The sequence below is a fragment of the Pseudomonas knackmussii B13 genome, assembly GCF_000689415.1.
Lineage (GTDB): Bacteria > Pseudomonadota > Gammaproteobacteria > Pseudomonadales > Pseudomonadaceae > Pseudomonas > Pseudomonas knackmussii.
On sequence record NZ_HG322950.1, the window covers coordinates 6,119,868 to 6,132,785 of the forward strand.

Here is a 12,918-nt window from a genome sequence, read left to right on the forward strand (position 1 = left end):
CGGGTGGGAAGGCGGGCACGGAGCCCGCCGGGATCACTGGACGACGTAGCGGGTGTCGACCAGGTCGTCGTAGCTGACCTGGAAGGTCTTGCCCTGCAGCTGGGTCCAGGTGCTGTTGGCCAGTCCGATGATGTCCTTGATGTCGCCTGGCTTGCCGGGCGCACCGAGGAGCTTCTCGCTCATGGCCTCGTCGTAGAAGCGCACGCCCTTGGCGGCGTCGGCCAGGTCCTTCGGATCGGCCAGGTAGCCGCCGACGCCCTTGGCCATGATCGCGTAGGCCTCCTGCGGGTGCTCCTTGGTGTACTGCACGGCCTTGTACAGGCCCTTCACCAGCGCCTTGACGTCCTCGGGCTGCTTCTCGATGACGTCGCAGTTCAGCGCCACCACGTCGACGATCACGCCGGGGGTGCTGGTACTGTCGATCAGCACCTTGCCGGTCTGCTTCTGGCGCACCAGCGACAGGTGCGGCTCCCAGGTCACGGCGGCGGGCACGCGGCCGGCGATGAAGGCGGTGGCGGCATCGTCGGCGGTCATGTTCTGCACCTTGATGTCACTCATGCTCATGCCGGCGTTCTTCAGCAGGTAGGACAGCCAGAACTGCGACACCGAGCCTTCGTTGACCGCCACTTCCTTGCCCTTGAGCTGGGCCAGGCTGGTGACGTCCTTGCCCACCAGCACGCCGTCGCCGCCATGGCTGTCGTCCAGCGCGGCTACAGCCTTGAAGCAGAACTGCGGGCGGTACTTGAGGATTTCGTCGATGGTCGAGGCGGAACCTGAGAGCTTCCCTGAGGCCTGGGCGGCCATGTACATCGAGGCTTCCTCGATGGGAGTCAGCTGCAGGTCGAGACCCTGTTCCTTGAAGTAACCCAGGTCGCGGGCGAGGTACAGGGTGCCGTAGCCGACCCAGGTGGTGTGGCCGATGGACAGGGTGCCGGCCTGGGCGGCACCGGCGGCGCCGGCGAGCAACCCGGCGAGGGCGAGGGGACGAGCGAGACGCACGAGCAAGGACTTGTTCATGAAGCACTCCCACAGCCGATTTGGCTTGTTATTGGATAACTGCGGCAGTGGCCAGGTGGCCGAAGATCGACTCTCACCGAATCTGTGCGACGCGGAGCTCTGCGGCTCCTGCACCTGTTGGCAGGCGGCGGTTGGCAAGAGGTGACAGGCCGATGGTGGCCGAAGCGAGAGGCTCGGAAAATTATTATTTATGTGGTTGCGACATAAGAAAAAGCTGCCTTCAGCTGGCCGCCCGGTCAGGATGTAAACCGCGGCCGAGTACAGGGTCGGCCAGGCTCTATCGTTGATCGATGTGCCCTCTTTCGTCGAAACAGGTTTCCTGCCCTGGCGCTGCATCCCCTGCTGCGCGCCCCGACCGACGCGGCCTAAGCGGCCTGCCACGGCGGTAAGGCGGCGGCATCGGCGATGCCGGCGAGGGATGCGGATGGCGCTTCTTCCGCTAAATTTCGGACAGGCCGAAGTCGCCATGTATCAAGGCCTTTACGGTCTTGACCTGGATGGCATATTCCCGGATCAGAGTTTTGTTAAGATTTGCTGAACTTCGATCGTCCCTTCCAGTCCGACGCACTTCATTGAAGGATGCCCAGGACGTACCGAGAGTCCCATGCTGCAACGCTATTTCTGGAAGCTGCTGCCAAAGAGCCAGCGCGCCTTCCTGCTCAGCCGAATGCCGGCCGAGGAGCGCCCGCTGGTGAACAAGGCAATGTCGGCGAAGGCGCACTTCCCCGACTACTTCCGCCAGCAGAGGTGCCTGTTCATCCACGTACCCAAGTGCGCCGGCAGCAGCCTTTGCGCCGCCCTGTTCGGCAAGGGTCGCCCCGGCCACCTGCCGCTGTACTGGTACGAACAGCAGTTCCCCCGGGATTACGCCGAAAGCTTCAAGTTCAGCTTCGTCCGCGATCCGCTGGAGCGCGCCTATTCGGCCTACGCCTACCTGCGCGGCAACCAGCTGGCCAAGCGCGACCAGGCGGCCCACGAGCTGGTCAGCCGCTACCGCGACTTCGACGACTTCATCCAGCAGTGGCTGCATCCGGAAAACCTGCACAAGCAACTGCATTTCGTGCCGCAGACCGATTTCCTCTGCGACTCCCTCGGCCACCTGGCGATGGATTTCATCGGCCGCCAGGAGAGCCTCGATGCGGACTTCCGCGCGCTCTGCGAACGCCTGAACCTGGACGTGCAGCTGCCGCACCTGAACGCCTCGCGCGAGCGCAGCGAACAGCCCGCTCGCGACCTTTGCAGCACCCGTACGCGCCGCCTGGTGCGTCGCGCCTACCAGCGCGACTACCAGCTGCTCGGCTACGAATGACGAGCCTGCCCATGACCGACGCCCTGCACATCCACCCCCACGCCAGCAGCATCAGCCCGCAAGACCGCGCCCTGCAGAAAGGCCAGCAGCCCTGCTGCGTCTGGCTCACCGGGCTGTCCGGCTCGGGCAAGTCGACCCTGGCCAATGCCCTCGAAAAGGCCCTCCATGCGCAGGGCATCCACAGCTTCCTGATCGATGGCGACACCCTGCGCAGCGGACTGAACTGCGACCTCGACATGAGCGAGGCCGGGCGTCGCGAGAACATCCGCCGGCTGACCGAAGTGGCGCGGCTGATGCTCGACGCCGGGTTGGTGGTGATCGTCTCCGCCATCACGCCGTTCCGCGCTGACCGCGAAGCCGCGCGCCAGCGCCTGGGCAAGGATGCGTTGCTCAGCGTCTACGTCAGCACACCGCTGGAAGTTTGCGCCGAACGTGATCCGAAAGGCCTGTATCGTGCCGCTCGCGAAGGACGCATCCGCAACTTCACCGGCATCGACAGCCCCTACGAACCGCCGCTGGACGCCGACTGCGCGATCGACACCAGCCGCGTCGATACCGAACAGGCCACCGCCGCCCTGCTGGAGCAGGTCCTGCGCCGCTGCCGCGGCTGAGCCGCGCTTGCCCGCGGGTATCGCGGCTCGGCAAGATGCCGGCTCTATCCCTGCCGCGGAGTAGCCGTGTCCATCCTGTTCGAGGCCCTCTGGCCACTCTTCGCGCTCATCGTCGGCGGCTTCCTGTTGCGCCGTCGCGGCTTTCCCGGCGAAGCCTTCTGGCCGGCCGCAGAACGCCTGAACTACTTCATCCTGTTCCCTTCCCTGCTGTTCGCCAGCCTGGCCAAGGCGCCGCTGCACGATCCCGGCATCGGCCGGCTGGCGCTGGCGGTACTGCTCGGGCTGGGCGCGGCCTGGCTGCTGCTGTTGCTCTGGAGGCGCCTGCGCAGCTGGAGCGCGGCGCGCTTCGGCGCCCTGGCACAAGGAGTGCTGCGCTTCAACACTTACCTGGGCCTTGCGGCGATCGGCAGCCTGTACGGCAAGGATGGCCTGACCCTGGCCGCGCTCATGCTGGCGCTGCTGGTGCCGGCGGTGAACCTGATGTCGGTCTGGGCGCTGACCGCCGAGCGCGGCATCGGCCCGCGCGCTCTGTTGCTGCCGATACTGAAGAACCCGCTGATCCTCGCCTGCGCCGCCGGCGCGCTGGTCAACCTGGCCGGCATTTCGCTCGACGGTGGCGGTGCCCGGCTGTTCGATCTGCTGGCAGTAGCCAGCCTGCCGCTGGGCTTGCTCTGCGTAGGCGCTGCGCTGCAACCCAAGGAGCTGCGCGCGGAGCTGCCCGCCCTGCTCGGCTGCTGCGCCACACGCCTGCTGGCGATGCCGGCGCTGGCCTTCTGCATCACCCGGCTGCTCGGCCTGGCGCCATTGGAGAGTGCGGTGCTGGTGCTGTTCTTCGCCCTGCCGACCGCACCGACCTCCTATGTGCTGACCCGCGAGCTGGGCGGCGACAGTCACCTGATGGCCGGCGTCATCACCCTGCAGACCCTGCTGGCCGGCGCCAGCCTGCTGCTGGTGATGGGCCTGGTGCAGGCTGCGGGCTGAGGCCTCAGAGCGAAGGCACCGGCGCATTGGCCGGCCAATCGAGCACGCCCTTGTCGTTGAAGCGCACGGTGCCGAACAGCCCACCGGCGAGCTTGCCGCTGAGCTCGTAGGGCAAGCCCTTCAGCGGTTGCGCGTTGCCCAGCCCCCAGGCCTGGCGCACCAGGCGGAAGGCGGAAATGCTCACCGGCACGCTCAACACCTGTTCGCCGAAGCGCGGCACCTGGCCGCTCTGGTCGCTGACGCCACTGGCCAGCGGCCGCCCGTTGACGCTCAGGTCCAGCGCCACGCCGTGGTAATCGATGTTGCTGTCGTTGGGGTTCTGCACCCGCAACTTGACCGCGAAGCGCGCCTCCATGCCCTGCGCGGGCAAGGGCTCCAGGCCGACCAGGTCGACCCGCAGCGGATCGCTGCCACCGAACCAGCTGGCGCAGGCACTCAGGGTGAGCAGCAGGGCCAGGGTCAGCAGATGGCGTAGAACGGAGCGGATGGGCATGCGGTTTGGCCTTTCGGGGACGGAGGTCGGGAAAGTCTAGCTGGGTGTGCCTGCGCCACGGCGATCCTACAAATTCTCCACAGGCTCATCCCGTCGGGGCTTTACTCAGGGAAAGCATCACGGAAAGCACTGCCGGGCGAACCCTCGCGGGAATACGAGGGTCTACCATGACAGTCAGATGACAAAGAACGGCCATGCTGACCCTGCCGTCCACGGGCACCAAGGGACGTCGGGCGGCGCGCTGTACGAGGGGGGCCGCCATGCTGAAGCTGCTCGATCTGCTGTCCGCCGTTGCCCTGCTGGTGTGGGGCACCCACATAGTCCGCACCGGCATCCTGCGGGTGTACGGCGCCAACCTGCGGCGCATCCTCAGCCGCAGCGTGCAGAAGCGCCCGCTGGCCTTCGCGGCCGGCATCGGCGTCACCGCGCTGGTGCAGAGCAGCAATGCCACCGCCCTGCTGGTCACCTCCTTCGTCGCCAGCGGCCTGATGGCGCTGGCCCCGGCGCTGGCGATCATGCTCGGCGCCGACGTCGGTACGGCGCTGATGGCGCGGGTGTTGACCCTCGACCTGTCGTGGCTGTCGCCGCTGGCGATCTTCTTCGGCGTGGTCTTCTTCCTGACGCGCAAGCAGACGCCGCTAGGGCAACTCGGCCGGGTCTTCATCGGCCTCGGGCTGATCATCCTGGCGCTGCAGTTGATAGTCGCGGCGGCCGAGCCCATGACCCAGGCCAAAGGTGTCAAGGTGCTGTTTTCCAGCCTGACCGGCGACGTCATGCTCGACGCCATGACCGGTGCGCTCTTCGCCATGATTTCCTACTCCAGCCTGGCCGCCGTACTGCTCACCGCGACCCTGGCGACGTCCAAGGTGATCTCGCTGAAGGTCGCGCTGTGCCTGGTGGTCGGCGCCAACCTGGGTAGCGGCATCCTCGCCCTGATCGGCACTACCGCACAGAACGCCGCCGGGCGCCGCGTGGCGCTGGGCAGCTTGCTGTTCAAGGTCGCCGGCTGCGTGCTGGTGCTGCCGCTGATCGGCCCGTTGTCGCAGTGGGTCGACGGCTGGCCGTTCCGCACCCAGGAGCTGGTGATCGCGTTCCACGTGCTCTACAACTCGGTGCGCTGCCTCGCCTGCCTGCCGCTGACCAGCCACATGGCCGCCTTCTGCACGCGCCTGCTGCCGGACCGGCCGACCCCGGAAGATCGCGTGCGCCCCCGCCACCTCGACCCGGCGGCACTGGAAACGCCGAGCCTGGCGCTGGTCAACGCGGTGCGCGAGACCCTTCGCATGGGCGATATCGTCGAGCAGATGCTGAACAACCTGCTGGACGTGATCCGCACCGGCAACCCGCTGCTGGGCAAGGAGATCCGCAAGCTCGACGACGACGTCGACGCCCTCTACACGGCGATCAAGCTGTACCTGGCGCGCATGCCCCGCGAGGACCTGGTGGAGCGCGACAGCCGGCGCTGGGCGGAGATCATCGAACTGGCGATCAACCTCGAGCAGGCCGGCGACATCATCGAGCACATGCTCAGCGCCGTGCAGGACAAGAAGACCTCGCGCAGCCGCTCCTTCTCCGACAACGGCCTGGCCGAGATCACCGCGCTGCACAGCCAGCTGCAGGTCAACCTGCGCCTGAGCCTGTCGGTGTTCCTCAATGGCGACCAGGAAGGCGCGCGCCGCCTGCGCCGCGCCAAGCAGCGCTTCCGCCTGCAGGAACGGCGCTACGCGCACTCGCATGTCGAACGCCTGCGCCAGCAGGTCGTGCAGAGTATTGAAACCAGTTCACTGCACCTGGACCTGATTTCCGATATGAAACGCCTGAACTCGTTGTTCTGCGCCATCGCCTACGCCGTGCTGGACAACCCCGACACGCTCCCCGGCGAGCTCGAGGAAGCCCTGGAGGCACTGCAGGAGGACGACGTTCGAGGACTGGAGGAACAGCGCCTGCCGACATCCCCTTCGGATTCCAGCGCCATCGGATAAGTGCGCTCCGAAGCATGACGTCAAGACGCTGACACTTTTCATCCGGATCGGGCAGAATCAGCCGCCATGGACGACAGCAGCCCCCTCAGCCATTGCCAACCCTCGGTCAGCGCCGGCCTCACGCAGGCTGTACTGGTCGCCGCCGAACGCCTGGGCCTGCAGCGCAGCGAATTGCTCAGTGCTTCGGACGTGCAGGAACGCCAACTGGCCGACCCCGACGGACGCATCGCCTTCCGCAACCAGGAAGCCCTCTGGCACTACATCCAGACGCACCTGCAGCATCCCGAACCCGGCCTTGCCCTGGGCGGGAACCTGCCAGCGGCGTCATTCAGCGTCCTCAACTACCTGTTGCAGACCAGCGCCACCCTCGGCGAGGCGCTGGAGACCGCCCTGCGCTACCAGCGCCTGGGCGGTGAGGGTGGCGAAGTGCTGATGAGCGAGGCCGGCGACCTGGCCTGGATCAGCTACCTGCCGCTGAACCCGCTGGTACCGGCAACCCGCGCGCGGGTCCTGGCGCTGATGAGCTTCTGGGTCCTGCAATTGCGCGCCCTGCTGCCGGAATTCGAACTGGCCGGCTGCCACTTCATCCATGCCGAGCCGCCGACGCTGGACCACTACCGCGAGCGCTTCGCCTGTCCGCTGCATTTCGGCGGCAACGAATACTCCCTGTGCCTGCCGCGACGCCTGCTCGCCAAGCAGCTGCCGCAAGCCAACCCGCCCCTGCGCAACCTGCTGCGCCAGCACGCCGAGAGCCTGCTGGCCAAGCTGCCCAGCGCCAGCGTGCGGGCGCGGGTCACGGCGCTGCTCGGCAACCAGCTCAGCCGCGGCGAACCCGGTCGCGCGGCGCTGGCCCAGGAACTGGGGTTGAGCGAGCGCACCCTGCAGCGGCGCCTGGCGGAAGAAGGCAGCAGTTATCAACAGCTGCTCACTGACACTCGCCGCCAGCTCGCCGAGCGCTACCTGGAGGAAGGCCAGTTGCCGGCGACCGACATTGCCCTGCTGCTCGGCTATTCCGAGCCCAGCGTGTTCTTCCGTGCCTTCCGCCACTGGACCGGGAAGACTCCAGGCGAATACCGTCAATCGGCTGCCAAGATCACTCCAGCGTCGAACTGACCCGGATCAATGTCACGGATTGGCCATTCACTAACCTAATGGCCAGTTGATATTACCGAGCCGTATCGAAATGACCCTCAGCCGGTTTCCAGCGCAATTGCTGGTCACGTCCCAAGACCCGACACTAGCCCGCGAGCTGCGTGCCCTGCTGGCGGCCCACGAGATGCCCTGCGCAGTGCTCAGCGGCCGCCAGGACTGCTCGCAGGCGCCACTGTGCCGCTGGTTCAAGGACGCGCCCCTGAGCGACAGCGCACGCGTGCTGGCCCTGCTGGACGACGCCATCACGGTGCTCGAACGCAGCCGCCACGCCTTCAAGTCCCGAGAGCTGGGCGAACTCCGACTGCGTCTCAGCAATGCACTGAAGGAGTTGTCTGACAGATATCCGCTGGTGTAAAAATCGCCGACCAGAACTCCGCTACATCCGGAGCCGGCTTTGCCGGGCAGGACGCCAGGGCCTGCAAGACAAAGCGCCGCCACCGTCACCGATCACTCGGTCGACACGGGGCGGCGCTTTTTTCATGCCCGAAGAAAAGTACAAGGAGAACAATGGCATGGGCCTGGGACCCAAGTTCGACAGCGTTCTAGACCGCATCGGCCTGTCGCCGGCGGAGGTCGAGCAACGCCTGAGCTACCTCGACTGGCAGGAGGCCGACGGCCGCCGCTTGCACGAGTTCGAGGACCTGGAGGACAGCCACCTGCTGTTCATCGACCGTCTCTACGACCACCTCGCGCAATTCCCGCCGCTGGCCTCGATCATCGGCAACCCGGCCATCCTCACCCGCCTCAAGCACAGCCAGACCGAGTACTACCGGCAGCTGTGGAGCGCGCCCTTCGACCCCACCTACGTGCGCGACCGCCTGCGCATCGGCATGGTCCACCAGCAGGTCGGCGTCGACCTCAAGTGGTACCTGGGCGCCTACCGCCAGTACCTCGACCACATCCTCGACGAACTGCTTGGCGCGCATCCCCATGCCCCGGTCTTCGCCAGCCTGCTCAAGCGCGTGTTCTTCGACATGTCGCTGGCCATCGACACCTACACCGCAGCCCAGCGCCAGGCCCTGGAAGACAGCGAGGCGCGCTTTGCCCGCGCCCTGCGCGGGGCCAACGACGGTATCTGGGACTGGGACCTGGGCAACGACCGCCTGTACGTTTCCGAGCGCTGGGCCGGCATGCTCGGCCTGAACCGCGACAGCCTCGGCGAAGGCAGCGCCAGCTGGTTCGCACGCGTGCATCCCGACGACCTGCCCGGGCTGAACCAGGCGATCGAAGCGCACCTGCGCGGCAACTCCACCCTGCTAAGCCACGAGTACCGGATTCGCCAACGCGACGGCAGCTACCTGTGGGTGCTCGCGCGCGGCGTGATCACCGAAGGGCGCATGGCCGGCTCGCAGACCGACATCAGCCAGCGCAAGGCCAGCGAGCACCAGCTCAGCCACGCCGCGCGCCACGACCCGCTGACCGGCCTGGCCAACCGCCTGCGCCTGGACGAGCTGCTGCAACAGGCCCTGCAGCGCCAGCGCCGGCCCGGCGCGCGCGAGGCCGGGCTGCTGTTCATCGACCTCGACCGCTTCAAGCTGATCAACGACAGCCTCGGCCACGCCGTCGGTGACCGCGTGCTGGTCGACGTCGCCCAGCGCCTGCTGCGCTGCCTGCGTCCGGGCGATCACCTGGCCCGCTTCGGTGGCGATGAATTCGTCGTGCTGCTCGACGACATGGCCAGCCTGGCCGATGCCGAGGGGGTCGCCCAACGCATGCTCGACTGCCTGCACCAGCCGCTGCACCTGGACGGCCGCACCCTGGTGGTCAGCGCCAGCATCGGCATCACCGGGCTGATCGGCGATGGCCAGGCGCTGGACACCCTGCAGGCGGCCGACCTTGCGCTGTACCGCGCCAAGGAAGCCGGCAAGGCGCAGTACGCGCGCTTCAGCAGCGAATTGCAGGCCGCCGCGCAGCACCGCCTGGCGCTGGAAAGCGACCTGGCGCAAGCGCTCGACCGCGGGGAGTTCGACCTGCATTACCAGCCGATCCTGGATATCGACATCGACCCGCCGCGCTGCATCGCCGTCGAGGTACTGCTGCGCTGGCGCCGCGACGGCGAGGCGGTCTCGCCGTTGCAGTTCATTCCGGCGCTGGAGGAATCCGGGGAAATCGTCCGCGTCGGCGACTGGGTCCTGCGCCAGGCCTGCCGGCAGACCCTGGCCTGGCAGCGCGAAGGGCAGCCGCAGTTGTACTGCTCGGTGAACCTGTCGATCCGCCAGCTGCAGCAGCCGGGCTTCGCCGAGCGCCTGCAACAGATCCTCGGCGAGACGGGCCTGGCGCCCTCCAGCCTGGTGCTGGAGATAACCGAGAGCCTGATGATGCAGGACGCTCCCGATACCCTCGCCTGCCTGCGCGAGCTGGCCGCGCTCGGCGTGTACCTGGCCCTCGACGACTTCGGCACCGGCTATTCCTCGCTGGGCTACCTCAAGCGCTTCCCGCTGCACCTGCTGAAGGTCGACCGCAGCTTCATCGCCCGCGTCCCCGACGATCCCGAGATGAGCGCCATCTGCCGGGCGATCATCGGCCTGGGCCACAGCCTGGGCCTGGAAGTGGTGGCCGAAGGCGTCGAGCACGAAGACCAGCTCAAGTTCCTCCACGAAGAAGGCTGCCGTTTCGCCCAGGGCTTCCTGTTCAGCCGCCCCATGGCCGCCGACCAGTTGTTCGCCAGTAACCCGGAGACTCCGCGATGAAGCTCAACCTGCCGGTCAGCGGGCGCCAGGTCGAGGTACCGGCCAGCGCCAACATCCTTTCCACCACCGATCTCAAGGGTGCGGTTAGCCACATCAACCCGGACTTCATCAGCATCAGTGGCTTCAGCGCCGAGGAGCTGCTGGGCCAGAACCACAACCGCGTGCGTCACCCGGACATGCCGCCGGCCGCCTTCGCCCACCTCTGGCAGACGCTGAAGGACGGGCGCAGCTGGATGGGCCTGGTGAAGAACCGCTGCAAGAACGGCGACCACTACTGGGTGAGCGCCTTCGCCACGCCGATCCGCCGCGACGGCAAGGTGGTCGAATACCAGTCGGTGCGCACCCGCGCCGAACCCGCCCAGATAGAAGCGGCCGAGCGACTTTATGCACAGGTGCGCGCCGGCGCCCGCCTCGCTCGGCCGCGCCTGGGACTGTTGCCGCGACTGCTCGGCGGACTGCTCCTGGCGCAAGGCCTGGGCGCCCTGCTGGCCTTCGCCGTGCCGGGCCTGTCTTTCCTTTCGCCATGGCTCGCCCTGCTGCTCGGCGGTGCCTGGCTGATCCATCAGTTGCGCCCGTTCGGTCCGTTGCTCGCGCGCGTCCGACGCATCGCCGACAACCCGCTGAGCCAGCGTCTGTACAGCGGCCGCGACGACGAGTTCGGCGAGATCGATTTCGCCCTGTGCATGCTCGAAGCCGAGACCGGCGCGGTGGTCGGGCGCATGGCCGAAGCCGCGCGCCAGCTCGCCGAGCAGGCCGGACAGCTGGCCACGGCGGTGGCCAGCAGCTACGCCGGCACGCGGCGCCAGCAGCAGGAGACCGACCAGGTGGCCAGCGCCATGCAACAGCTGGCGCAGAGCGTCCAGGACGTTGCGCGCAACGCCCAGCACAGCGCGGTGGCCGCGCAATGCAGCGACCGCGTGACCCAATCCGGACAGGGTGAAGTTCAAGCCACGCGCAACCGCCTCTCGGAGCTGGAGTCCGGCGTGCGCCAGGCCAGCAGTGCGGTAGAGCAGCTGCACGGGCACAGCGAGGGCATCTCGCGGATGCTCCAGGTAATCCAGGACGTCGCCGAGCAGACCAACCTGCTGGCGCTCAACGCCGCCATCGAGGCTGCGCGCGCCGGCGATGCCGGCCGGGGCTTCGCCGTGGTCGCCGACGAGGTTCGCGCGCTGGCCTCGCGCACGGCCGACTCGGCGGAAGATATCCACAGGCTGGTCGGCGACCTTCAACGCGGCGCCGGAGATTCGGTACAAGCCCTGCGCCAATGCTGCAACCAGGCGCAGGCCAGCCTCGAGCAGGCTGGCCAGGCCGCCGGCGCGCTGCAGCAGATAGGCGCGCAGACCGCGGCGATCCAGCGCATGAGCCTGGAGATCGCCGGCGCCATCGAGGAACAGGGCTGCGCCAGCGAAGAGGTGCAGCGCAGCCTGCTGGCGATCCGCGAATCGGCCGACGGCAATGCCGTGAGCGCCGGCGCGAGCCAGGCCAGCGCCTCGCGCATGGCGCAGCTGGCCGAAGACCTGCGGCTGCTCGCCGGCAGTTTCTGGGAGGGTCGGCGTGGCTAGCGCTTGTCCGCCTTGATGCCACGCGCGGCGAGGAAGGCCAGGAAGGCCTCGCGGCTGGAGTAGCGCGGCTGGTAGCCGAACTCCTCCTTGAGTCGCCGGTTGGCGAGCACCGGACGGTAGCGCAGGAAGTCGACTTGCTCCGGGCCATACTGCGACAGGCCCAGCGGCTTGAGCACGGCGAGCGCACTGCGCATCACCAAGGCCGGATAGGGGCGGTAGGGCTTGCCGAGGATCTCGGCGATCTCGCGCATGCTCAGGGCGCCGTCGCCGGCCAGGTTGAAGATGCCTTCGCTGTTGCGCTCCAGGCCCTGGCGGATGATGTTCACCACGTCCTGGTCCCAGATGAACACGAAGCGGCTGCAACGCCCGCTGATGCCCAGCACCGAGCGGCGCTTGAACAGGTCGGTGATCGGATTGTGTGCGCCGCGGCCGAGGATGGTGCCGGGGCGCAGGACCAGCTGGCGCATCTGTGGATAAGTCTTCCGCGCCTTGGCCAGCAGCTCCTCGACCTCGTGCTTGTGCCGCGCATAGACGAACTGCGGATGGCCGCGCAGCGGGTCCTCCTCGTCGATCCACTCGGCGTTTTCCGGGTGATAGCCGTAGGCGGCGCCGGAACTGGTGACGATCAGCTGGCCCACGTTGCACTCACCGGCGGCTTCGATCAGCGTCCGCGTGCCGCCGACTTCGATGGTGTGCAGCAACACCGGCGACATGTCGCGCGGCGGATTGATCACCGCGGCCAAATGCACGATGGCGTCCGGCCGATAGTTGCGCACGCAGTCCATCACCTGCTTGGGATGGCTCAGGTCCATGCGCACGGGTTCGACGTTGGGCTTCAGATTGTGCCCGGGCAACGCGCGTACGTCGGCGGCAATCAGGTGCCAGTCCAGGTGCTGGACGGCCAGGTCGCTGAGCAGATTCTGCCCGATGTAGCCGGCCGCGCCGGTAATCAGAACCCGCATGGGGAAGCCTCGACGAGAAGCGGGAAGAGCCAGGGTAAGGCTAGTCGCAATAGGCCAGCAGTGATACTTCGCGCCACTGTCGATGATCGGCGGAGACAACCGCTCGCCGGTCGGATGCCGAGCATGCCCTCCATCGCCGGCGGGCGCGCAGCGGGTAGG

At 67.4% G+C, this 12,918-nt stretch carries 11 protein-coding genes; 8 read left to right on the forward strand and 3 right to left on the reverse strand.

The genetic code is table 11. From position 1 onward, the window contains the following. Positions 1 to 33: 33 nt before the first annotated feature. Positions 34 to 1,017 (reverse strand): ABC transporter substrate-binding protein, encoded by a 984-nt coding sequence (locus tag PKB_RS28465; protein WP_043256676.1) that lies wholly within the window; start codon positions 1,015 to 1,017, stop codon positions 34 to 36. Positions 1,018 to 1,621: 604 nt separating this feature from the next. Between PKB_RS28465 and PKB_RS28470 the strand changes: the two genes are divergently transcribed. The 3 genes from PKB_RS28470 to PKB_RS28480 all read left to right on the forward strand — a co-directional run bounded on the left by PKB_RS28470 (position 1,622) and on the right by PKB_RS28480 (position 3,918). Then, positions 1,622 to 2,326, forward strand: coding sequence for a sulfotransferase family 2 domain-containing protein (locus tag PKB_RS28470; RefSeq protein ID WP_043256677.1), 705 nt, complete (start codon positions 1,622 to 1,624; stop codon positions 2,324 to 2,326). Positions 2,327 to 2,337: 11 nt separating this feature from the next. Next, the gene (cysC, locus tag PKB_RS28475) at positions 2,338 to 2,937 is read left to right on the forward strand and encodes an adenylyl-sulfate kinase (RefSeq protein ID WP_043256679.1); all 600 of its coding nucleotides are present in this window, start codon (positions 2,338 to 2,340) and stop codon (positions 2,935 to 2,937) included. A gap of 66 nt (positions 2,938 to 3,003) precedes the next feature. Continuing rightward, positions 3,004 to 3,918, forward strand: a complete 915-nt coding sequence (locus tag PKB_RS28480) for an AEC family transporter (protein WP_043256690.1) — start codon at positions 3,004 to 3,006, stop codon at positions 3,916 to 3,918. Between the two features lie 4 nt (positions 3,919 to 3,922). Here PKB_RS28480 and PKB_RS28485 read toward each other — a convergent pair whose 3' ends face one another. Next, positions 3,923 to 4,411, reverse strand: coding sequence for an LEA/WHy family protein (locus PKB_RS28485; protein ID WP_043256692.1), 489 nt, complete (start codon positions 4,409 to 4,411; stop codon positions 3,923 to 3,925). A 260-nt stretch (positions 4,412 to 4,671) separates the two neighbouring features. Here PKB_RS28485 and PKB_RS28490 point away from each other — a divergent pair, with 260 nt between their 5' ends. The 5 genes from PKB_RS28490 to PKB_RS28510 all read left to right on the forward strand — a co-directional run bounded on the left by PKB_RS28490 (position 4,672) and on the right by PKB_RS28510 (position 11,797). Next, a complete protein-coding gene (locus PKB_RS28490; RefSeq protein WP_043256694.1) occupies positions 4,672 to 6,393 on the forward strand; it encodes a Na/Pi cotransporter family protein in 1,722 nt (573 codons plus the stop codon). 66 nt (positions 6,394 to 6,459) lie between these two features. Beyond that, on the forward strand, positions 6,460 to 7,506 hold the full coding sequence (locus tag PKB_RS28495; RefSeq protein ID WP_043256695.1) for an AraC family transcriptional regulator: 1,047 nt from the start codon (positions 6,460 to 6,462) through the stop codon (positions 7,504 to 7,506). A 70-nt stretch (positions 7,507 to 7,576) separates the two neighbouring features. Then, positions 7,577 to 7,900 (forward strand): hypothetical protein, encoded by a 324-nt coding sequence (locus PKB_RS28500; RefSeq protein ID WP_043256697.1) that lies wholly within the window; start codon positions 7,577 to 7,579, stop codon positions 7,898 to 7,900. Between the two features lie 157 nt (positions 7,901 to 8,057). After that, the gene (locus PKB_RS28505) at positions 8,058 to 10,235 is read left to right on the forward strand and encodes a putative bifunctional diguanylate cyclase/phosphodiesterase (RefSeq protein WP_043256698.1); all 2,178 of its coding nucleotides are present in this window, start codon (positions 8,058 to 8,060) and stop codon (positions 10,233 to 10,235) included. Next, a complete protein-coding gene (locus PKB_RS28510) occupies positions 10,232 to 11,797 on the forward strand; it encodes a methyl-accepting chemotaxis protein (protein WP_043256700.1) in 1,566 nt (521 codons plus the stop codon). The genes PKB_RS28505 and PKB_RS28510 overlap by 4 nt, the downstream gene beginning before the upstream one ends. On the opposite strand, the gene PKB_RS28515 is transcribed toward PKB_RS28510, so the two are convergent. Continuing rightward, entirely contained in the window at positions 11,794 to 12,759 is a 966-nt protein-coding gene (locus tag PKB_RS28515) for an SDR family oxidoreductase (RefSeq protein ID WP_043256701.1), read from the reverse strand. The two genes, PKB_RS28510 and PKB_RS28515, sit on opposite strands and share 4 nt — an antisense overlap. Positions 12,760 to 12,918 lie beyond the last annotated feature (159 nt).

Excerpts from the sequence above, each read along its gene's own strand:
- PKB_RS28470 (WP_043256677.1), top strand. The coding sequence starts at position 1,622 with ATGCTGCAACGCTATTTCTGGAAGCTGCTGCCAAAGAGCCAGCGCGCC.
- PKB_RS28490 (WP_043256694.1), top strand. The coding sequence starts at position 4,672 with ATGCTGAAGCTGCTCGATCTGCTGTCCGCCGTTGCCCTGCTGGTGTGG.
- PKB_RS28485 (WP_043256692.1), bottom strand. The coding sequence starts at position 4,411 with ATGCCCATCCGCTCCGTTCTACGCCATCTGCTGACCCTGGCCCTGCTG.
- PKB_RS28505 (WP_043256698.1), top strand. The coding sequence starts at position 8,058 with ATGGGCCTGGGACCCAAGTTCGACAGCGTTCTAGACCGCATCGGCCTG.
- PKB_RS28465 (WP_043256676.1), bottom strand. The coding sequence starts at position 1,017 with ATGAACAAGTCCTTGCTCGTGCGTCTCGCTCGTCCCCTCGCCCTCGCC.
- PKB_RS28510 (WP_043256700.1), top strand. The coding sequence starts at position 10,232 with ATGAAGCTCAACCTGCCGGTCAGCGGGCGCCAGGTCGAGGTACCGGCC.
- PKB_RS28500 (WP_043256697.1), top strand. The coding sequence starts at position 7,577 with ATGACCCTCAGCCGGTTTCCAGCGCAATTGCTGGTCACGTCCCAAGAC.
- cysC (WP_043256679.1), top strand. The coding sequence starts at position 2,338 with ATGACCGACGCCCTGCACATCCACCCCCACGCCAGCAGCATCAGCCCG.
- PKB_RS28515 (WP_043256701.1), bottom strand. The coding sequence starts at position 12,759 with ATGCGGGTTCTGATTACCGGCGCGGCCGGCTACATCGGGCAGAATCTG.
- PKB_RS28495 (WP_043256695.1), top strand. The coding sequence starts at position 6,460 with ATGGACGACAGCAGCCCCCTCAGCCATTGCCAACCCTCGGTCAGCGCC.